Origin of the sequence: Streptomyces canus, assembly GCF_041435015.1 — a bacterium.
GTDB lineage: Bacteria > Actinomycetota > Actinomycetes > Streptomycetales > Streptomycetaceae > Streptomyces > Streptomyces canus_G.
The window spans coordinates 10345159-10365542 of the sequence record NZ_CP107989.1 but is presented as its reverse complement, the minus strand read 5'-3'; the positions used below and the strand labels follow the sequence as shown (position 1 = coordinate 10365542).

Here is a 20384-nt window from a genome sequence, read left to right as displayed (position 1 = left end):
CCCGCACCAGGCGGGGCCGCTCTCTCACCACTTCACGCGGTTGAAGTGGGCTGTTGTGCTGCGACGAGCAGGCGACACTGCATGGCCTGCTCGTCGACTCCGCCATCCTTGCCGGGCTCTACCCGATACAAACAGGCCTGAGGCGTACGCGTCACGGAGTCCGTCAGCAGACCGCCCGTGAAGAGGGCGCCGACACCGTCCTCGACTGCCCAGCCGGCCGGAAGCGCGCGGTCTGCCACGGCTGCCTGATAGGACAATCGCCGGCCGGGCTCACTGTCGTAGTGCGGGCAGACCGAGCCGGACAACAGGCCCAGCCCGTCCGAGAGGTGAGTCAGCGGCCCGAAAGAGTCGGTGTGCGAGCCCTCGGCCCAGCAGTTGGCACCAGCGCTGATGCCGCACAGCAAGGTCCCCCGGTCGAAGGCCTCGCGAAGTAGCCGGTCCACGCCGTGCGCGCGCCAGACCGCCAGCATGTTCGCGGTGTTACCCCCACCTACATACACGACGTCTTGAGAGAGCAGGAACGTGCGCAGGGCGTCGTCATCGAACTCCCGCCGAAAGAGATGCAAGACGCTGGGCTCGCAGGAACGTGACTGGTACGCCCCGAAGAACTGCTCGATGTAGGCGGGGGCGTCGCCACTGGCTGTCGGAATGAAGCACACCCTGGGGCGAGGAACGGGCACCTGATCGAGCACCCAGTCATCCAGCAGCCCATCGTCGTCGGTGGAGAAGCCGCCTCCAAGGAGAGCCAAACGACGTTCCGGAACGACAGACACGAGGGTGCCTCCTCAGATCAAGATTCAGACGCGCATGATGCCCTGAACCGTGCCAAGCCATCGGCTCGGTCCGCAATCGAATAGCCCCTCTGACTGCCCGAGGCCCCATCCATCCAGGGCAAGCCACGGCCACCGCAGACGTCGAATGGCGGCAATCAGGTCAGTCCGCGACCCACTCCTTAGTCCGGAAAAGGTCACCGATTTGGATCTGCTGTTCGGCTGGGCCTGACCGCACCGCGACCAGGCAGAGGATGACTACGACGGAACCTCTCCGAAGACCCTACGGTGCCCGCGGGCTGTGTCCATGTATTCGCGCACCCGGTGGATCAGCTCGTCCCGGAGCTCGAAAACGAAGCAGTAGTCGTTGGCGTAGTGGTTGCCGTTGGCCAGAGTCGCCGTCATGGTCTCCTCCACGACCACCCGCTCGCCGTCGGCGTGGAACTCGTGGAAGGTGACTGTGACGTCGCGCACGAACAAGCGGGGGAAATCCTCAGCGAGGAAGCGCACGATCGCCTTCCTGCCGACCATGTGGCTGGGGGCATCCAGCCACATGGCAGTAGCGTTGCCTGGCGGCGCGAGCCACTCGGCGTCCTCGGTGAAGACCGCGGAGATGCGGTCAGCGTCGTGGCTGGCGAACGCCTTCCAAGCGTTCTGGACGATGCTGCGGCTCTGCTGTGACATGCCCGCCGACCCTAGGCGACCGCAGGCGAAGGGGCTGGCGATGTTCCGACAACACCCCCTGAGATCGCAAGACTGACGCCTCCGCATTGCGCAGTACGTACCGCTCGGCACGGGCGCGCGGTTGTCGCCTACCTCTGGAGCACAATCTGCGTTCCACCACCCGTCCGTGAAACCACAACTGGCCGTGGGGAATTTGCACTGGTCGTTGTCACCCACCCCGGCGAACCTACGCGGTCACGGCACTAGCCCTGCACGCCGCACTGACCGTCGCCGGCATCCCGCCCTGGCCCGAGGACCGCGACGCCATCGACCAGCTCAGCGCACTGCCCGCCAGCATCAACACCACCCTGCAGCGCTGGCTGCATCACACGGCCTGAAGTCCTGCCTGCTCTCCCGTGGGGACTCAGCGGTGATCAACGGCGTAGGGGCCGTGTTGCATATGCTGGATCATCTGGACGATCTAGAACGCACCGGCGAGTATCAGGTCACCCGCCGCTGACCCGGCATTGCTGTAGGCAGGGTGCGGAGACGCAGATGGCCGTCAAGGCCGCCCGTGGCGAAGAGTCTGCTGTCCGGTGAGAACGCGGATGCCGTGACGTGGCCGGTGTGGCCGATGTGCGGACTGGGCAGCTCAGTCCAGCTGGTCGTTTCCCAGATGTTGAAGCTGAAGTCCGGTTCTTCCGGTTCGCTGGAGACCCGGTCACCGCTGACGGCTACGAGATGCGTCCGTCCGGGGAGAACGCCATCTCCGTGACCATGTCCCCTGAGCTTTTGAGAGGCTCGTGGATCATCTGGCGTGTCCGGACGTCCCAGAGCTGGACGTCGTCGCTGCCGGTGGCGAGCACGTCGCCGCTCGGTGCGAGAGCCAGGGCGGTGACGTCCGATTCGTGTCCACGCAGGGGTGCGTCGATCCTTGTCTGCTCTTGTGCCTCCCAGAGCTGGGCAACGCCTCTAGCGTGGCCGGTGATCAGCAGGCCGTCGGTGGAAAGGACTGGTGCACTGGTGAGGTTGTTGGCGAAGTGCCTCTGCCCCTTTTGTGGTTGGCGGGGGTCGATGATGTCCCACCGCCGAATCGTGCGCCCCTGGATGTAGAGGGACTGGCCATCAGGGGCGAAGAGAAGGTGCTCGACGAAGCCGGCGCTATCGAGGGGTTCCGTGATGAGGGTCCGGCTATCCACGTCCCACAGCCGGGCGGTTCCGTCCCGGCTGCCCGTTGCCAAGAGTCGGCCGTCGGGAGAGAAGGCCACGCTCATCACCTGGTCAGTGTGTCCGAACAGGGCTGGTCCTGCCCTGCACTGTTCGACGGTGTCCCATAGCTGCACGGTCTTGGCCCCGTGTCCGGTGGCCAGGAGACGGCCGTCCGGGGAGAACGCCGTTGCCCAGGCCGACGGCAGTCGGCGGCAGCTGTACGTGCTGGCCCCGTCGTAGACGGCCAGGACGACCTGCTCAGACAGAGCGGCATGATGCTCGATCGGCAGGAGGGCCGGGGCATTGCTTTTCTGGGCGTGGCGCAGCAGAGACAGCCTCTGCCAGCGGTCCCGCCACACGAATAATTCCGGATGCTGAAGGGACGCCACCTTGTTGGTGTCGTAGGCCAGCAGGACGCGGACCAGGGCGAGGTAATAGTCGCGCATGGGCAGACTTTGGCCTCGTAGCGCCGCGCTGATCCCGGACTCGGACAGGCGCCGGCCGCCCCGGGCCCGAGCGGCGATCTGTGCGAGCGTCGGATCACCGTGCTGTGCCCTGAGCGTGCGCAGTTCTGCAGCAGCGCGCTTCAGTTCCCGTCCAAAGTCGCCCTCGGCTGAGCGCACATCTCCCCCAGTGTTCGCATCCGGCGGCAGCTCTTCCGACCGTCCACCCAGGTTAGAGAGCAGCTTCTGCAGATCACCGGAAAATACTGAACTCTGCTGAAAGCAGCTGGAGAACGATGCAGATGCGCACCCGTGCAGCGCTGTGTGCCTCTCTTCGCGCTGTGCACAAGAACAGCTGGACCTGGGCTCGAATAGGCGCCCAGGAGGTAGTACTTGATGACAATCCGCCAGACAGCCAGGGCAACCGACGCGCCGAACACCGCTACCCTGAACCCGCCACCCTGGGCCAGAGCCAAGGCTCCCCAGGGACGCTCTCAGGCAGAGAGCAGCAGGACCGCCGGCCGCGAGGCGTACCCCACGCGGACGACACCACGACAGGTGTCGGCGTCGGGATCGCTGTCGTCGGGTCCGATGAATCCCAGGTCGGCGATGGCGCCGAGGCCGGCTGCCCGCAGCTTGGCGGTGAGCTGGTCGTGTCGGCAAGCGGTGATCTCCGAGGTCCGCCCGGGCCGGGCCGCGGAGGCCCAGAGCAGTCGGCCTCTGTCGTCGGTGAGTGCGATCACGAGCAGGGCATGGCATTTGCTCTTGCCGGAGTAGTTCTTCCGGTTCTGTGTCCCGGTGCGGCGTCGGGTGCGGATCAGCGTGCCGTCCAGCAGGACCACCCCACCGCCCGTTCGGGCGATCTTCTTCAGGGCCCTCTCCAGGCGTGGAGCGCGGGCGGCCAGCAGGCCGACGACTTCCCACACCCACCGGGCGACAGTGGTGCGGTGTATCCCGTTGCCGCCGGCCAGGTCGCCCGGCCGCTGGTCACAGCGCAGTACCGCCAGCACGATGCCCGCGATCTTCCCCGCGGGCAGGGCCCGCCACCTGGAGCCGATCTTCTTCAGATGGCCACGGATCAGGTCGGCGAGCCAATTCAGGGTGGCGCTCGACGGCGGCAGGCGGGCGGTGTAGACAAGTCCGTCAGGGCCTTCGACGGTGCTGTTGGCTTTCTTCACACCAAACTCAACTGCCGCCGGGGACTCGTCAGTTACGCCCAGCCCCGTGCGATCACAACCGTGCGGTGAATCGCCCGTCGCCCCGTTTGTGCAGCCAGCCCCGGTCGGCGAGCCTGGTCATCTTCGCTCGCAGCGGCTCCGGCTTGCCGCGCGCCAAGGTGTCCAGGCCCAGCCGCTCACCGACCACCCTGACCTGCACCGGGCCGTCTGCGTCCCGCACGATCGCCAGGATCGTGCGGTCGTCGTCGGGCAGCGCGGTCTCGCCCCCATCCTCACTGCGGTACGGAATCAACAGGACTGCCCGGCCAGCCACCCGGGCTGGAGTCGGGGCGACGGCAGCGGCGTCCTGTTCCGCGGCCCGGTCCTGCTCGGCCAGCCGGTTCAAAACCCGCTCGGCGACGATCAATGCCTTCCGTTCGGCCTGGACCTCCTGCAGCTGCTTGGCCAACTCCCCGGCGAGTGTGTCCAGTTCACCTCGGCGAGCCGTTATCCGCTCCAGCTCCCGCATCCCCACGCCCCTACGGTCTCCCGACGTACCAGTCTGGTGACGGATCGTAGCGTCAGCACGGTCACCGCAGCCGAACCCGACAACGACCCCGGCCTGACATGTCAGACGATCTAGGGGGTTGGGTCGGGAGTGCGCTGCGGAGCGGCCAGGACCCAGGCGGTGAAGGCTTCGACGCCGTCCACGACTGCCTCGAAGCGCGGGGAGTGGAAAACGTCGAACGCGTGCTGCCCGCCGGGCAGTTCGGCGTAGACGACGGTGCTGTCAGAGGTGCGGCGCAGCTGGTCGACGAAGTTCCGGGCGCCCTCGACGGTCGCCAGCGCGTCCTTGGTGCCGTGGGCGATGAGGAACGGCGGCGCACCGGGGTGGATGTATCCCTGTGGCTGGAGCGGGGGCGGCGGCTCGTCCGGCGGATCGCCGAAGTAGTGGCCGTAGTAGCCGTAGAGGCAGATCGCCGCGGTGACCGAGGTGTCGGCCGACTCGAATCCGGGCTGGAACACCGGGTCGTTCGGCGTGAGCGCGCACAGGGCCGCCAGGTTGGAGCCGGCGGAGCTACCCGCCACGAACAGCCCCGACGGAGCGGCGCCGTACTCGGGGGCGTGCTCGCGGACCCAGGCGATGACCTTCTTGGCGTCGATCTGATGGCCGGGGAAAGTGGTCTGGGGCCGCAGCCGGTAGTTGGCGCTGATGCATACCCACCCCTGGCTGGCGAGCCGGTACAGCAGGGGCCGCGCCTCACGGTTCTTCGCTCCGCTGGTGTAGCCGCCACCGTGGAAGTAGATGAGGACCGGCGCGTTCTGCGGCGCGTCGCGGCTGCGGTAGATGTCGAGGAGGTTCCGGCGCCCGGCGTCCCCGTAGCGGATGTTGGGGATCCGCTGCACGTCACGCCGCCGCATCAGGGCCGGCAGCAGCAGGATGCGGGTCCAGGGCCGGTGGCGGCGCAGCGGTACGTGCACACGATCCCGCCAGCCGGTCCCGAGGCCCTGCTCAAGAGCCCGCCCGACCACCTGATCTGTGCGCAGGCCCCGCCAGGCGGAGACAGCAAGGCCGACGGTGGCGACGGCGGCCACCGCGACCGTCACTTTGGCTCCCGCCGAATCCAGATCACCCTCTGCGGCGGCCAGTGTTGTGGAGACCACCAGGACGTAGATGCCCACGAACGGCACCTCGTTGAGGCCCAGGCCGAACCAGAAACTCAGGGTCGCCAGTGGCCGGGGCCGGCGTGGCGCGACAACGGCGAAGAAAGTGCACCAGGCGAAGAGCGCGGTCGTCGCCACGTATCCCATCGGCATGTCCATGAACGTACCACCGTCAACTCTGGGACATTTCCTGGAACTTGAGCGCCCAGCTCCGCCGCCGCAGGTCACTGGTTCGTGAAGATCCAACGAACCCGGTTCAACATCAGCGCACACACGCGTTCTCGGCAAGGTCCGCACCGACCCGAAGTAGGCGATTGCCTGGTGAGGGCCCTGCTGGTCCTGACATACCGAGAAATCTCCCGGTGACCGATGATCTTCACTGAAGTCACCCGCCCGCGACCAGCACGAGCATCCCGAGCCCCACGCACACCAGCTCCGTGACCTGCGGCTTCATGATGCACACTACTCAGTGGCAGTCATGGCCGAAGCCTCGGAGACCGGCGCTGCGACGGTCCGCACTCCCCGAGCGGGGGCGGGCTCGCTGGTGAACGTCTCAGGCACCGCCGGGTCGTCCGTCTCCTCCGCCGCTGAGGGCGCCGGGTAGAGCTCCCCGAGCTGGTCCAGCAGCCGGGCGTAGGCGTCGCGCTCCGGCGGGCGGGGCTCGGTCTTACCGGCCTCCCAGCCGCTCACAGTTGCCCGCCGAACCTCCAGAGCTGAAGCCACTTCGTCCAGCGTCAGACCGTGCGCCTGACGCCGCCGCCGGCGTTCCGCCGGCGGCGGCAGCACAGATCGGGACGCGACCAGCGCATCGATCCGATCGAACAACTCGGACATGGAACACCTCCTGCCCCCCACCCCTAGCGTGAAGCGCACCCTTCGCGTACTACTGATCTTTTCGTAAGTTCGGTGGGTGTGGTGGGCGGATGGTCAGGCCGGTATGGGCGAGGAATGACCATGGCAGTCGGGGGTTGGCGTTGATGCGGTGGATGCCTTGCTCGGTGGCGTCGGCGACATCGGCGAGGTGGTCGCCGGCGAGGTTGGCGAGTTCACGTTTCTTGAGCGAGGACCACAGGAGTTCCACCGGGTTCAGTTCGGGAGCGTAGGCGGGTAATCGTTCCAGGGTGAGCCAGTCCTGTTCGGCGACCCAGGCCCGCATCGCCCGGCTCCAGTGGGCGGACAGGCCGTCCCAGACCAGGACCACTCGCTCGCCGCGGTAGAACACCTTCATCTGCTCCAGGACCTCGATGAGTCCGGCGGTGTCGTAGCTGCCGGGCTTGAGGTGGAAGCACAGGCCGGCCCCGCGATCGGGGTCGGTGGAGTGGTAGCCCAAGGCCCCCGCCATCGACGCGCGCTTCCAGTTCAGGCGGTGCCGCAGGAGCGGAGTCCGCCCACGGGGCGAGTAGGTGCGGCGGATCTGAGGGAGCAGGAAGACGCCTGATTCGTCGAGGAAGACGATCCAGGCACGTGTGTTCACGGCCCCTTTTTGATGCGCGGCCACTCGTGCGCGATCCAGCGGGCGATCTCCGAATCGTCCCGCTCGACAGCCCTCCGCTCGGGCCGTTGCAGGCTCCATCCGAGCCGGCCGGTCAGCAGCCGCCACACCGATGCCCTCGACAACACCACCCCCGTTGCCCGGGTGACGACCGCGCCGACTCGTTCCAGGGTCCACAGGTCGGCCTCGAAACCATGAGCCTGGGCGCCTTGCTCCAACGCGGCCCGGACCATCTCGACTTGGGCGTCGTCCAGCTTGGGTGGGCGTCCGGTAGCCGCCCGTCGCCGCAGGGCCGAAGCACCGCCTTGCTCCCACACCCGCCGCCAACGCCGCACGCTCTCGGCACACACCCCTACCGCCCTCGCGATGTCCGCATTCGAAACGCTGTCCTCGAACAACTCGACTGCCCGAACACGACGTGCCTCCGCCAACTGAGGCCGTGACAAAGGAGGAAGGGAGGAGCCGGCAACCGAAGGGGAAGGTTGATAAGCCACCCACACAGCCTCCCACCCACACAGCCACCACACCCACCGAACTTACGAAAAGATCAGTAAGCGCGTACCGATGCCGTAAACGGTGGTGGAGTGTTCACGGTTGCGGCCTGCCCTGGCTGTGTCTGGACTGGGCGGGGCAAGCGGCGTGGTGTGAGAGGTCTGGGAGGCCAGACGGCCCTCATGCCCGGCATCCAGAAGGCCGGCGGCTCCACCACCGCTGCGGCCGGTACCGGGCACCCGCGACGCTCGTTCGCCGTGCACCGGTATCGGGCGGCCGGTGCCCCGTGTGCTGCGGGACACCGTCCGGTCGGGTGGCGAGGGGGAGGCGGTTGGGTGGAGGCGGTCCTGCGGGTGGTGCCCGTGGTGGGTGAGACGACGTGGTCGTTTGTGCATCGGGTGGCGGCCGCATACGGGCTGGGAGCCGAAGATCTGACGGGTGGGTGGCGGTCGGCGAACCGGATGGGGTGCGAAGAGCGGGGACGTGCGAGCGCTGAAGTGCTGCTCGACGCGGTGGCGCAGGAGCAGTTGGCCCGGTGGTGCCGTGTGCCGGCGCAGCATCTGGCGCGGGCGCTGCCAGCGTGGGCGGCCGGGCCGCAGGCCCTGGCCGACAGGGATAGGGATGGGCGGGGGTGGATGCGGTGGTGTACGGGGGTGCTGGAGTGGGGGCCGGTGGTGTTCGGGTGCGGGCTGTGTGCGGCCCGGCGCGGGGGCGCAGCTCCTCCTCCGCGTCGGCGCGGGCCTCCTGGTCGCGGAAGAGGACGTTGCCGTCGGGGTTGTCCTCGGGCGGCGGACCGAGTACTGCCACGCACAGACGGATACCACCCACCGGGGATGCCCGGGACGCTCACGCTCCCGGCAGTGCGCTGTCTGGAGATCACTCCCGCGCCCGGGCGGCGAGGCTCGTCGGACGGGTGCGCAGGACGACCTCGACGGACGACAGGGCGAAGCGGACCGCGCCGGTCAGCACGCCGTCGTCGCCGAGGGCGGACAGCCGCCAGTGCGGCGGGTCGACCAGCAGTGTCCGCGCGTGCCGACGGGCGGCGGCGAGCAGGAGGTCGGCGGCCGGAGCGGTCTCGGGGTTCGGGAACTGGCCGGTTCCGATGACGATCAGGGCCGGATCGAGGGCGAGCAGTACGGGAGCGATGCCTTGGGCGAGCCGTCGGCCGTACGACTCGACGGCGGCGACCGCGTCCGCCTCACCGGCCGCGGCAGCCGCGACGACGGCCGCGGGCAGGGGTTCCAGTCCGGGGTCATCCGGCGAACCAGCGGAGCCGAGCGGGGCAGAGGAGCCGCGGGTACCGGACGGACCCGGAAAGCGGATGAATCCGATCTCCCCGGCCGCCCCGTGATGCCCCCGCAGCAAACGGCCGCCGGTGATGACACCAGCGCCGAGGCGCTCGCCGAGCAGCACGAACACCATCTCGTCGACCATCCTGCCGCCCGCTGCGCCGCTTCCCTGACCGGACGGTTCGGAAGGCCGGTCCTGCGACCGCTCACCGACCGATGCCGTCGCGCGTAGGCCGGCCGGTGCTGCGGGGCGATCACCGGACGGTTCCGCGGGCCGTTCAGATCGCCCCCCACCCGGAGGGGGCTCGGGCGACCACTCGCGGGTCCGTCGGCCGTCGGCCGTCCGTTCGCGTTCGAAACCGCCTCGCGGCGCGACACGGGCCCGATCGCCCCCCCGCCACTGCTCGCCGAGTGCGGCGAGGTTGGCGTCGTTCTCCACGGCCACCGGGCAGTGCAGAAGGTCGCGCAGGATGCCGGCGATGTCGGTGTCGGCCCAGGTACGCAGGTTGTCGGCCTTGCGTACGCGGGCGTTGGCCCGGTCGACCAGGCCGGGGGTGCCGACGGTGGCCGCCCAGACCCGGGCGGGGTCGATTGCGGCCTCGGCCATGGCTTCCTGGATCAGCGAGGTGACGGTGCGGGCGCGGGCCGCACCCGCGAGATCGGCGCGCACCGTCCGGCGCCGCACGAAGACCGGTTCGCCGTCGAGGTCGGCGAGGCAGGCGGTGACCGAGCGGGGACGGACGTCGACGCCGACGACAAAGCCGGCGTGCGCGCGGAAGCGGAAACGGCGGGCCGGGCGGCCCGGCGAGCGCTGGCCGCGCGCGGACAACGCGGGCGCGGCCTCGATCAACCCGCAGTCGGCCAGTTCCTCGACGATGGCCTCCACCGTGGGGCGCGACAGGCTGGTGGCCTGGGCGAGTTCGGACAGTCGTGGGTGCGGGTCGGCCGAGCGTACGACGGCGAGCACGGCCGCCGCGTTCGTCGCACGCAGGTCCGCCACGGCGACCACCGCCGGTGTGCTCGGTGCCGTCGGCTGCGCGGCTCCGCTCAGCGGCCAGAGGGCCTGCGTATGCGGGAACGCCACTGCCACCTCCTCGTGAAGTCTTGACGCCGACCGGCGTCATGCTGATTATAAAACGCAGCTGCTTTATTAAAAGCCCTGTGCGGCGCTGGATCCTGCGCAGCGCCCGCCTTCCCACGGCCCAAGCCCCGGACCGGCCCCACCCGGCGCCCCGCATCCCTCTCCGCCGTTCCAGGAGACACCGCCATGAGCCACAGCCGCCCCCGTCCTCCGGCATACCTGCCCAGACGCCTCTTCCTCGCCGCCGCCGGAACAACTCTGCTCGCCGCATGCGGCAGTTCCCTCACCCCAGGGGCCAAGTCGGCCGCGAGCCCCAGCGCTTCCGGCCCCGCGGCGACCGCCATCCCGACCGACAAGAAGATCACCCTGGTGGTCGCCGACGCGGACGACACCACCATGACGCCCGCCCTGCTGGCAGCCTTTCACGCCAAGCACCCCAACATCACCTTCAAGCGCCAGTACACCGGCTGGGACGACTACCTCAAGAGCATCAACACGACGATGTCGGCGGACACCGCCCCCGACATCGCCCAGTTCGTGTCCGGCATGAACAACCTGGTCAAGGGCCGGCTCCTGCTCGACGTAGGCGCGTACAGCACGGCGTACGGCTGGCCGGACAGGTTTCCCGGCCTCGACCAGATCACCTTCACCGCCGATGGCCGCACCACCGGCACCGGCGCCCTGTACGGCGTGCCCGGCGGGCTGTCCTTCGAGGGCGTCTACTACAACAAGGCCAAGGTGAAGAAGCTCGGCATCACCGTTCCCCCCGCTTCCATCGCCGAGTTGGAGGCGATGTTCGCCAAGGCCAAGGCGGCCGGTGAGACCGCGCTCGTCGCGGGCAACCTCGACGGCGGCCTCAACCACCCCTTCAACGTGCTGCTGTCCGTCTACATGAAGCCGGCCGACCGGCAGGCCTGGGCGTTCGGCCACAAGGGCGCCAAGATCACTGGCGCGGAGGCCGTCGCCGCGGCCGCCACCCTCAAACGCTGGATGGACAAGGGCTACATGACGCCGAAGGTCAACGGCGTCAGCGACAACGACGCCACCGCCGCCTTCGCCAAGGGCACCGGCGTCTTCCGCATCAGCGGCAACTGGGCGGCGGCCGCGGTCGCCAAGGGCCTCGGCGACAACGCGGGTCTGTTCAACGCGCCGCCCGCCGACAAGGGCGGCACCCTGCACACCACCGGCGCCGGCGTGTACTACTGCGTCTCCGGCAACACGAAGAACGCCGCCGCGGCCGCCGCCTTCCTTGAGTTCTGCGCAAGCGCCGAGGCGGCGCCCATCATCGCCGAGTCCGGCTTCATGGCCCCCGACGCCTCCTCCATGCCACAGCAGAGCGGGCTGATCGGCGACGTCGGCAGCGGCTGGCAGGCGATCGCCAAGGACTCCGGCCTGGAACCGTTCATCCAGAACGCCTCCACGCCCACCATGCCGGACACGCTCACCACCCAGCTGCAACTACTGGCAGGCGGCAAGGTCGGCGTCGAGAAGTTCCTCGCCAACCTGCAGTCCAACTTCGACCAGTACCACGCCTGATGGCCCTCACCACCCACCATCCCCCGCCCGTGCCGCCCGGCCCCGCCCGCAACCGGACCGGGCGGCACGCCGGGGCCCGCCGGCGCAGGCGCCGCCGCGCGACGGCCCTGCTGTACGTGCTGCCGGCCCTGCTGCCGTACACGCTGTTCGCCGTGCTGCCCGCCCTGCACACCGCCTACCTGTCCCTGTTCGACTGGGACGGTGTGACCCTGCCGTCCTTCACCGGGTTCGCCAACTACCGCAAGGTCTTCAGCGATCCGCAACTGCGCGCGGCGGCCTGGCACGCGGGCGCCCTCGTCCTGTTCTTCTCCGCGCTGCCCATCTTCATCGGCCTGGTCTCGGCGGCCATCGCCGCCCGCCGCTCCGGCCGCCGCGGCACCGCCGCCGTCCGCACGCTGCTGTTCCTGCCGCAGGTCGTCCCGCTGGTCGCGGTCGCCATCATCTGGCGCTGGGTGTACGCCGAGGACGGCACCCTCAACCAGCTGCTCCGTGCGGTCGGCCTCGGCCGCTTCGCCGACTCGTGGCTGGGCAGCTTCACCTGGTCGCTGCCCGCCGTGGGACTGATCGGCACCTGGGTGGTGGCCGGGCTGTGCATGGTGCTGTTCCTGTCCGGCACACAACGCATCGACCAGGAGATCTACGAGGCCGCGCGGATGGACGGCGCAGGCCCGGTACGGGAGTTCTGGTCCATCACCGTGCCGCTGCTGCGGCCCGAGATCGCCGTCGCCCTGTCCATCACCGTGATCGCGGCACTGTCCAGCTTCGACCTGATCTACATCACCACCGGCGGCGGGCCGGGCAACAGCACCGTGGTGCCCGGCATCCTCATCTACCGTCTCGCCTTCGGCGGCGGCCAGGTGGGGCTGGCCAGCGCGCTCGCGGTGGTCCTGACGGCGGTCATCTCCATCGCCGTGCTGGTCATCAACCGTCTTGCCCGGGAGGCCCCGTGACGCCCCTCACACCCGTCCGCACCGTACGGGGCCTGGCCGCGCCTGTCGTGCTCACTCTGTTCTGCGCCGCCGTCCTCGTCCCGTTCCTGTCACTTCTGCTGGCCTCGGTACAGCCCGCCGGGACACCCCTGACCGGGCTGGCCCTGCCCCGGCACGGCATCCATCTGGAGAACTTCGCGCACGCCTGGTCACGGGCCGGGTTCGGACCGCTGCTGCGCTCCAGCGCGGTCATCGCCCTCGCGGTCGTCCCGGCCGCGGTCCTGTGCGCCACCCTCGCCGGGTACGCGCTGGCCACCATGGACGTCCCCGGCGGCGGAAAGCTGTACACATACCTGCTGCTGGGGCTGTCGATCCCGACCGAGGTCACCGTCATCCCGCTCTACTACGACCTGCGGGCGCTGGGGCTGACCAACACCGTGCCGGGCCTGGCGCTGGCGGAGATCGCCGCCTTCATGCCGTTCGGCGTGTTCTGGATGCGGGCGCACTTCGCGACCATGCCGCGCAGCCTCATCGAGGCCGCCCGGCTGGACGGCGCCTCGTCCTGGACCACGCTGTGGCGGGTCCTGATGCCCAGCTCCCGACCGGCCGTCACCACGCTCGGCGTCCTGTACTTCGTGTGGAGCTGGAACCAGTTCCTACTGCCGCTGATTCTCATCCAGGACCCGCGCAGGCGCACCGCTCCGGCCGGACTCGGCTTCTTCACCGGACAGTACGGCGTCGACGTGCCATCGCTCGCCGCGGCGACGCTCATCGTCATCGCCCCGGTCCTCGCCGTCTACCTGTTCTTCCAGCGGCACTTCATCAACGGCGTGCTCAGCGGCGCGCTCAAGGGCTAGGAGGCCCCCGGCAGATGGCAGAACTCGACGTGGCGCTGATCGGCGCGGGCGGCATCGCCCGTACCCATCTGCCCGCCTGGACCGCACTGCGTGCCCATGTCCGCATCTACGCACCCGACGACCGGGCCCCCGCCCTGGCCCGTGAGTTCGGCGCCACCCTCGCCGGCACGCGGGAGGAGGCGATCGCCGGAGCGACCGTGGTGGACGTGTGCACCCCCACCGACACCCACCCCGAAATCGCGCTCGCCGCGCTCGCCGCCGGCGCGCACGTCCTGTGCGAGAAGCCCCTGGCGCTCACCACCGCCGACGCCGCGCTGGTCGCCGGCACCGCCCGGGCCGCGCGCCTGCGCCTGTACCCCGGGCACGTGGTGCGCTTCTTCCCCGCCTACGCCCGGCTGCGCGATCTGGTCGCCGACGGGGCGCTGGGCCGTGTCGCGGTGGCCCGGTTCACCCGCACCGGCCGCTACCCCACCTGGAGCCCCTGGTTCGCCGACCCGGCGCGCTCCGGGGGGATCCTCGTCGACCAGATGATCCACGACTTCGACATCGCCCGCTGGCTGTTCGGCGAGGTCATCCGCGTCCACGCCCACCAGCGCGGCCACCTCACCGCTCCCGCCCCGGACGGTGCCGTGGCCTCCGGCACCGCCGTACTCACCCACGAGAGCGGTGTGATCACGCAGGTGGTGGGCGTGTGGGCACCGCCGAACACTCCCTTCCGCACGACCTTCCACGTCTCCGGCACCGGCGGCACCCTCAGCCACGACTCGCTGGACTCCCCCGGCCTGCGGGTCACCGGCAGCGACCGCGGCGCCGCCGGAGCGGCGGGAATCCCGTCGGGCGACTTCGGCGAGTCCCCGTACACCACCCAGATAGCCGAGTTCGCCGCCGCCTTCGCCGGGCACGGCCCCGAGCCCCGGGTGAGCGCCACAGATGGCGTGGCGGCCGTCCGCATCGCCGAAGCCGCCGTCGCGTCCGCGCGCACCGGGCAGGCCGTGACCCTCGAAGGGAGCCCCGCGTGAGAGTCGCCGTCCTGTCCTTCGCCCACGTGCACGCCGCCACCTACCTCACCCTGCTGCGCGACCGCGACGACGTCGAACTCGTCGCCGCCGACCCCGACGCCCCGCCCGGCGACCCCGACCGCGGCCGGGCCCTGGCCGAGCGGCTCGCAGTGCCGTACGCCGAATCCTGGGACGAGGTCTTCGCGCAGCCGCTCGACGCGGCCATCGTCACGAGCGAGAACGCCCGCCACCGCAGGCTCGTCGAGCGGGCCGCGGCGGCCGGCGCCCATGTGCTGTGCGAGAAGCCGCTGGCCACCACCGCGGCCGACGCCCGGGCCGTCATCGACGCCTGCGCCCGTGCCGGGGTCGGCCTGATGACCGCCTACCCGGTCCGGTTCGGCTCCGCCTTCGCCGCGCTGCACCGCGCCGTCAGCGACGGCTCCCTCGGCCGCCCGGTCAGCGTCCACGGTGCCAACAACGGCTCGAATCCGGCACGTTCGAGCCCGTGGTTCGGCAGTCGCGAACTCGCCGGCGGCGGCGCGGTGATGGACCACACGGTACACATCGCCGACCTGCTGGACGTACTCCTCGACGGCGAACAGGCCGCGGAGGTCTACGCCCAGGCCAACACCGTCCTGGACGCCGACCTCGGCCTCGACGTCGAGACCGCCGGCCTGGTCACCATCCGCTACCCCGGCGGCACCGTCGCCGCCATCGACTGCAGCTGGAGCCACCCCAAGGACCACCCCACCTGGGGCGGCCTGACGCTGACCTGTGTGGGCGAACGGGCGATCGTCGAACTCGACGCCTTTCCCCGGCTGCTGGACGGCTTCGACACCACCACCGCCCGCGCCCGCTGGGAGCCCGGCGGCGACGACCTCGACGCGGCGATGCTCGATGCCTTCCTCGACGCGGCCCGCACCGGCCGCCGGCCCACCCCGGACGGGGAGGCCGGACTGCGGTCCCTGCGGGTGGTGCTGGCGGCCTATGAATCACTGCGGACAGGACAGCCGGTGACACTGCCGGACTGAGGACCGCGCTCACCAACCACACCGTGCAGACCCGAGCCCTGCACGCCTACCTGCGCTGGCGCAACGCCAACGCCCGCCACCGCGACGTCCTGGCCGCCGAACGCAAGGAACGCGCCCGCATCCGAAGCGAGAGAGGCATCCGTTGGGGCGGACGCCCGCTCGCCGCCGCGGCCTGAACGACCCGGCGCATGCGGTCAGAGCAACTAGGGCGCGTATCGAGTCGTGATCAATCCGCGGGATTCACCCTCGCAACAAACGCTGATCACGGGGCCAACGGGCAGTCGCACTGGATGCACATGCCGGTCAGCCTGTGGGCAGACCGATCTGGTCACGTTCGAGTGCAGAGCGCAACTCCGAGAAGATCTGTGCGGCGGCCGGTCCTGAGGGACCGCCCAGGACGTCTGCGGTCAGCTCGGCCAGTGTTTTGGTGAAGGTCGCCTCCGCCGCCTCGACGAGTTGCAGGCCTCCGGCGGTCAGGTCCAGCAGTGATGAGCGGCGATCCGATGGATTGGTCCGCCGTATGACCCAGGCCTGCTTCTCCAGGCGGTCGATGCCCTTGCTGGTCGCGCCGATCCCGATGGCGAATTCGGTGGCGAGGTCCGCGACCCGGGACCCGGGGTGGTCGCGCAGGAAGCGCAGGAACTCGAACTGCGAGGTGACGATCCCGTGCCGCTCGCGAAGGCGGTCGTTCAGCGCATTGTAGAGGCGTGTCTCGCAGCGGACGAGATCGGCGAAGAAGCCCGGGAGGTCGATCGGGGCACGCCTTGACTTAGATGCCATGGCATATATTCTAGCTTAGATGCCTGGGCATATAATTCATTGGCATGCACTTGTGATGGAGGCGACAATGAGCAGGCAGCAGCGCGCGGAAATCGACGCGATGGTCCGACAGCCTCGGCCGGAGGACCCTCGGTCGGCCGAGGAGCTCCGCGCCGGGTTCAGGGCGATGATGGGGGGAATGATCGTCCCGGCTGGGATCCGCACCCGGACTGCAACGCTCGGTGATCGGCCCGCGCTGCTCGTCGAGCCGACCGACACTCCGAAGGCCGGGACGATCCTCTACTTTCACGGCGGCTCTTACGTGGTCGGTTCACCGGAGACGGCGATGTCACTGACGGGGAACCTGGTGACCAAAACAGGGTTCAGGGCGTTCTCCCTGGATTACCGGCTTGCCCCTGAGCATCCGTTCCCGGCCGTGATCGAGGACGGACTGAGCGCCTACCGCGCACTTCTCGACAGCGGCGAAGACCCTTCGGCGATCGCGTTCGCCGGGGACTCCGCCGGTGGCGGCCTCACCGTCACCACCTGCCTCGCCGCCCGCGACGCGGGCCTGCCCATGCCCGCCGCAATCGTGGCGTTCTCCCCCGGACTCGACATGACGCGGACAGGCGAGAGCATGGACACCAAGGCGGGCATCGACCCGTTCTTCACGCGTGAGGGCCTGGAAAACACCGGGACCATGTACCTTGCGGGACAGGATCCGCATCAGCCCATGCTCAGCCCCGCCACCCTCGCCGACCTGACCGGCTTCCCCCCATTGCTTCTGCAGGCGGGCACCAACGAAATACTCCTGGACGACTCCACACGCATGGCCACGCGCGCGAGAGAAGCCGGAGTGGACGTCATCCTGGACATCACCGCTGACGTTCCACATGTCTTCCAGGCGTTCGCCGGCGTCCTGGACGAAGCCGACGAGGCACTGGACCGCGCCGCTCTCTTTCTCAGTCAGCACATCCGCACCAGGGGCACGGCACGCACGTCGGCAGGCTGAAGCCCGCAGGCGGTCTCATGCGGACCACGGTCCGAACCCCAGGCCCTGGCTCGCCGTTCCTCTTCCTGGCGGCCGGCACCCCACCTCGCTCCGAGGGCCGTTCAAGACCCCGGCGGCGCGTTCGCCGTGGGCAGTGGCTCACACGGGGATGCTAGATCTTCTTACGTGACGCGAGTGCAACTGACCGACAGCGAATGGGAGTTCATCGAGCCGTATCTGCCGATCGGCGGGTACGGCCCGTACCCCGAGCGGCTGCGACAGCAGTTCGAGGGCGTGATCTGGCGGTTCAAGACGGGCGGGCAGTGGCGGGAGATGCCGACCGAGCTCGGCGCCTGGTCGACCGTCCACAACCGCTTCCGGCAGTGGCGTGACGCAAGCGTCTTCGAAGCCCTGCTGGACGGACTGATCACAGAGGCCGCGAAGCGGGGTGGGGTGGACCTGTCCCTGGTCAGCGTCGACTCCACCACTGTGCGCGCTCACCACGACGCTGCCGGGATGCATCTGGGCCAGGACGTCATCACCGCACTGGAGAATGCCGCCGAGGAGGAGAAGGCCAGACAAAAGGGGGCTACTCCGAAGGACAAAATAGGCAGGAGGCCGGGATCGGACCCGAGCGGGAAGAGCGGCGACGCGTCCGACGGCGGCAGAAACTCCGCCTGAAGGCCGCGCTCCTCGGACGCTCCAGGGGCGGGCAGACCAGCAAGGTCCACCTCGTCGCCGACCGGAAATGCCGCCCCCTGGTGTTCGTCCTGACCGCAGGTCAGGCCGCGGACAGCCCGCAGTTCATCCCCGCGCTCAAGAAGATACGGGTCCGCGGGCCCGTCGGCCGCCCCCCACACCCGGCCGGGCGCTGTCGCCGGGGATAAGGCCTACTCGTCCCGCGGTAACCGGGACCACCTGCGCAAACGCCACATTAAGACCGTTATCCCGGAGAAGAAGGACCAGGCCGCCAACCGGAAGAAGAAGGGCTCCCGTGGTGGTCGGCCCGCCAGCCTCGACGCCAACCTGTACAAGGAGCGCAACACTGTCGAGCGTCTGATCAACAAGCTCAAGGCACGGCGAGGCATCGCCACTCGGTACGACAAGACCCCGGACAGCTACCTCGCCGGTCTTCACCTGCGCGCCTCGATGATCTGGATCAAAGACCTCACCCGGACCACCCATTGATCACTACTCGATACGCGCCCTAGTAGGGCTTGGTCATCTTCATTCGTGGGTGGCGTGTCCGCTGGTCCATGAGCGTCGTTGGGGTGGTGTGACACCTGAGGAAATGGCCTCGCTCCGGGAGGACCTGGAGGCGTTCGCGGCGGAGTTGTTCGACGGGTTCTTCCGTACGGATCAGCGGCGGTGGGGGCAGGCGTATGTGCGCGGGCTGCTGCTGGGCGGCCGGCGTAAATCGGTGGAGCCGATGGCGGCCCGGCTGGGTGAGGACGGTAACCGTCAGGCGCTGGCGCATTTCATCACTTCCAGTCCGTGGGATCCGGCGCATGTGCGGGCCCGGCTGGCCTGGAGGATGCACGAGGCGATCGGCCCGGAGGCGCTGATCGTCGATGACACCGGCCTTCTGAAGGACGGGGACGCGTCGGCGTGTGTGTCGCGGCAGTACACCGGCACCGCTGGCAAGGTCACCAAGTGCCACGTGGGGGTGTCGCTGCACCTGGCCCGGGATCATGCCTCGGCCGCGGTGAACTGGCGGCTGTTCCTGCCCGCTTCCTGGGATCCCGCCTCCCCCGAAGCGGACCCGGGCGAGGTCGCCCGCCGCACCCGCTGCGGGATCCGCGCTCATGTGGGGCATGTGGAGAAGTGGCAGCTGGCCCTGGACATGATCGACGAGACGCGGTCGTGGGGCATCGACATTCCCCTGGTCGTCGCGGACGCCGGATACGGCGATGCCGCCGCCTTCCGCCGCGGTCTGGAAGAGCGCGATCTGCCCTACGCGGTCGGTATCTCCGGCCGTCACACCGCCCATCCGGCCGGGGTCCAGCTCGTCCGGCCCGCCTATGCGGGCACCGGCCGGCCACCGAAGATGCAGTACTCCGAGCCTGCACAGACCGTGAAAGAGCTGGTCATCGCGGCCGGTAGGACGGCCGCGAGGCCGGTGTCCTGGCGCCAGGGCTCCCGCCCAGCCAAAGGGATCAGCGGCTTCAGACGTATGTACTCGCGGTTCGTGGCTCTGCGCATCCGCCCGGCCGGACACGGCGTCCGTCAGGCCACCGACGGTCCTGAACTGCCTGAACGCTGGCTGCTGGCCGAGTGGCCGGCCACCCAACCCGAACCCGTGCAGTTCTGGCTCTCCAGCCTGCCCTCCGGCATGCCACTGGCCACCCTGGTCCGGCTCGCCAAACTGCGCTGGCGCATCGAACACGACTACCGCGAGATGAAACAAGCCTGGGCCTGGCCCATTTCGAGGGCCGCACCTGGGGTGGCTGGCACCACCACGTCACCCTCGTCTCCGCCGCCCACGCCTTCTGCACCCTGCAACGACTGGCACGAGACCCAAAAGACACGGCGCGAGCCTGAGCCTCTATCAAGTGGTCCGGGAACTGCAGACACTCCTTGCCACCTGGACCGGCGCCTGCCCCACCTGCCGCCGCAACATACCCACCCCGATACCAACCTGACCAAGCCCTACTAGTCCGGATGTGTCTCGGCCGGCTCGTCCGGGATCATCGACGAGGGCAGATCCAGAAACCGCTGGGCGATCCAGACCCGGTCGCCCTGGGTGAGCATGCCGGCCACAGCCTGCCCGTCGAACACGTCCAGGGCGACGTCGTAGGTATCCCGCACGTGTTGCTGCAGTCGGTGCCGTGCCGCCACCGGGATTTCGTGCACCGCGAAGAACCGCCGACCGGTTTCACCCCTGGAGTCCGGGAGCCGACGACTCCCCTGTGGGCTGCGGTTCGAGCATCTCGCCACACTCACACTCGTGGTGGTCGAAAGCCGCCCGGGCCGAGTTGTGCCGTTGGGGCATCCGGCCGGGGCGGCGTCGTACGCGACTGGG

Annotated in this window: 18 protein-coding genes and 4 pseudogenes; 9 read left to right on the top strand and 13 right to left on the bottom strand. The window is 69.3% G+C overall.

What is annotated here, in order from left to right; all coding sequences use genetic code 11:
* Positions 1-32: 32 nt before the first annotated feature.
* From OG841_RS47330 to OG841_RS47280, 11 genes and pseudogenes are all read right to left on the bottom strand, one after another.
* Positions 33-773 carry a peptidase E gene (locus OG841_RS47330; RefSeq protein WP_032766896.1) on the bottom strand — a complete coding sequence of 247 codons (741 nt, stop codon included), beginning with the start codon at positions 771-773 and terminating at the stop codon, positions 33-35.
* Positions 774-1028: 255 nt separating this feature from the next.
* Positions 1029-1454: a nuclear transport factor 2 family protein gene (locus OG841_RS47325; RefSeq protein ID WP_328635692.1), complete on the bottom strand. Its 426-nt coding sequence runs from the start codon at positions 1452-1454 to the stop codon at positions 1029-1031.
* 480 nt (positions 1455-1934) lie between these two features.
* Positions 1935-2069, bottom strand: a complete 135-nt coding sequence (locus OG841_RS47320) for a WD40 repeat domain-containing protein (protein WP_371571043.1) — start codon at positions 2067-2069, stop codon at positions 1935-1937.
* A 98-nt stretch (positions 2070-2167) separates the two neighbouring features.
* Complete coding sequence (locus tag OG841_RS47315; protein WP_328635693.1) at positions 2168-3265, bottom strand: hypothetical protein; 1098 nt, start codon at positions 3263-3265, stop codon at positions 2168-2170.
* Between the two features lie 314 nt (positions 3266-3579).
* On the bottom strand, positions 3580-4263 hold the full coding sequence (locus tag OG841_RS47310; RefSeq protein WP_328635694.1) for a transposase family protein: 684 nt from the start codon (positions 4261-4263) through the stop codon (positions 3580-3582).
* Positions 4264-4315: 52 nt separating this feature from the next.
* On the bottom strand, positions 4316-4771 hold the full coding sequence (locus OG841_RS47305; protein WP_328635695.1) for a hypothetical protein: 456 nt from the start codon (positions 4769-4771) through the stop codon (positions 4316-4318).
* A 110-nt stretch (positions 4772-4881) separates the two neighbouring features.
* Positions 4882-6060, bottom strand: coding sequence for an alpha/beta hydrolase (locus tag OG841_RS47300; protein ID WP_328635696.1), 1179 nt, complete (start codon positions 6058-6060; stop codon positions 4882-4884).
* 312 nt (positions 6061-6372) lie between these two features.
* Positions 6373-6741 (bottom strand): annotated as a pseudogene (locus OG841_RS47295) (helix-turn-helix domain-containing protein); the annotation flags it as partial.
* Positions 6742-6790: 49 nt separating this feature from the next.
* On the bottom strand, positions 6791-7381 hold the full coding sequence (locus OG841_RS47290; protein WP_328635688.1) for a transposase: 591 nt from the start codon (positions 7379-7381) through the stop codon (positions 6791-6793).
* Entirely contained in the window at positions 7378-7893 is a 516-nt protein-coding gene (locus OG841_RS47285) for a winged helix-turn-helix domain-containing protein (protein WP_371564454.1), read from the bottom strand. Before OG841_RS47285 ends, OG841_RS47290 begins: the two co-directional genes overlap by 4 nt.
* Positions 7894-8767: 874 nt before the next feature.
* Positions 8768-10264, bottom strand: coding sequence for an ROK family transcriptional regulator (locus OG841_RS47280; RefSeq protein ID WP_328635698.1), 1497 nt, complete (start codon positions 10262-10264; stop codon positions 8768-8770).
* Positions 10265-10447: 183 nt separating this feature from the next.
* Between OG841_RS47280 and OG841_RS47275 the strand changes: the two genes are divergently transcribed.
* From OG841_RS47275 to OG841_RS47250, 6 genes and pseudogenes are all read left to right on the top strand, one after another.
* The gene (locus OG841_RS47275; RefSeq protein ID WP_328635699.1) at positions 10448-11797 is read left to right on the top strand and encodes an ABC transporter substrate-binding protein; all 1350 of its coding nucleotides are present in this window, start codon (positions 10448-10450) and stop codon (positions 11795-11797) included.
* Positions 11797-12747, top strand: a complete 951-nt coding sequence (locus tag OG841_RS47270) for a carbohydrate ABC transporter permease (RefSeq protein ID WP_328635700.1) — start codon at positions 11797-11799, stop codon at positions 12745-12747. The genes OG841_RS47275 and OG841_RS47270 overlap by 1 nt, the downstream gene beginning before the upstream one ends.
* Positions 12744-13583, top strand: coding sequence for a carbohydrate ABC transporter permease (locus OG841_RS47265; RefSeq protein ID WP_328635701.1), 840 nt, complete (start codon positions 12744-12746; stop codon positions 13581-13583). The genes OG841_RS47270 and OG841_RS47265 overlap by 4 nt, the downstream gene beginning before the upstream one ends.
* Positions 13584-13597: 14 nt before the next feature.
* Positions 13598-14602 carry a Gfo/Idh/MocA family protein gene (locus OG841_RS47260; RefSeq protein ID WP_365123926.1) on the top strand — a complete coding sequence of 335 codons (1005 nt, stop codon included), beginning with the start codon at positions 13598-13600 and terminating at the stop codon, positions 14600-14602.
* Positions 14599-15612, top strand: a complete 1014-nt coding sequence (locus OG841_RS47255) for a Gfo/Idh/MocA family protein (protein ID WP_328635703.1) — start codon at positions 14599-14601, stop codon at positions 15610-15612. The genes OG841_RS47260 and OG841_RS47255 overlap by 4 nt, the downstream gene beginning before the upstream one ends.
* Before the next feature lie 14 nt (positions 15613-15626).
* Positions 15627-15788: pseudogene (locus OG841_RS47250) on the top strand (IS630 family transposase); the annotation flags it as partial.
* Positions 15789-15915: 127 nt separating this feature from the next.
* On the opposite strand, the gene OG841_RS47245 reads toward OG841_RS47250, so the two are convergent.
* Positions 15916-16392: a MarR family winged helix-turn-helix transcriptional regulator gene (locus OG841_RS47245; protein ID WP_328635704.1), complete on the bottom strand. Its 477-nt coding sequence runs from the start codon at positions 16390-16392 to the stop codon at positions 15916-15918.
* Positions 16393-16411: 19 nt separating this feature from the next.
* On the opposite strand from OG841_RS47245, the gene OG841_RS47240 reads away from it, so the two are divergent.
* From OG841_RS47240 to OG841_RS47230, 3 genes and pseudogenes are all read left to right on the top strand, one after another.
* Entirely contained in the window at positions 16412-17383 is a 972-nt protein-coding gene (locus OG841_RS47240) for an alpha/beta hydrolase (RefSeq protein WP_437114315.1), read from the top strand.
* 165 nt (positions 17384-17548) lie between these two features.
* Positions 17549-18550, top strand: a pseudogene (locus OG841_RS47235) (IS5 family transposase).
* 103 nt (positions 18551-18653) lie between these two features.
* Positions 18654-19903: pseudogene (locus tag OG841_RS47230) on the top strand (IS701 family transposase).
* A 111-nt stretch (positions 19904-20014) separates the two neighbouring features.
* On the opposite strand, the gene OG841_RS47225 reads toward OG841_RS47230, so the two are convergent.
* The gene (locus OG841_RS47225) at positions 20015-20170 is read right to left on the bottom strand and encodes a hypothetical protein (protein ID WP_328635707.1); all 156 of its coding nucleotides are present in this window, start codon (positions 20168-20170) and stop codon (positions 20015-20017) included.
* Between the last annotated feature and the right edge of the window lie 214 nt (positions 20171-20384).

Coding starts and splice junctions, on each gene's coding strand:
- OG841_RS47260 (WP_365123926.1), top strand. CDS start 13,598: ATGGCAGAACTCGACGTGGCGCTGATCGGCGCGGGCGGCATCGCCCGT.
- OG841_RS47240 (WP_437114315.1), top strand. CDS start 16,412: ATGCCTGGGCATATAATTCATTGGCATGCACTTGTGATGGAGGCGACA.
- OG841_RS47300 (WP_328635696.1), bottom strand. CDS start 6,060: ATGCCGATGGGATACGTGGCGACGACCGCGCTCTTCGCCTGGTGCACT.
- OG841_RS47245 (WP_328635704.1), bottom strand. CDS start 16,392: ATGGCATCTAAGTCAAGGCGTGCCCCGATCGACCTCCCGGGCTTCTTC.
- OG841_RS47275 (WP_328635699.1), top strand. CDS start 10,448: ATGAGCCACAGCCGCCCCCGTCCTCCGGCATACCTGCCCAGACGCCTC.
- OG841_RS47325 (WP_328635692.1), bottom strand. CDS start 1,454: ATGTCACAGCAGAGCCGCAGCATCGTCCAGAACGCTTGGAAGGCGTTC.
- OG841_RS47305 (WP_328635695.1), bottom strand. CDS start 4,771: ATGCGGGAGCTGGAGCGGATAACGGCTCGCCGAGGTGAACTGGACACA.
- OG841_RS47270 (WP_328635700.1), top strand. CDS start 11,797: ATGGCCCTCACCACCCACCATCCCCCGCCCGTGCCGCCCGGCCCCGCC.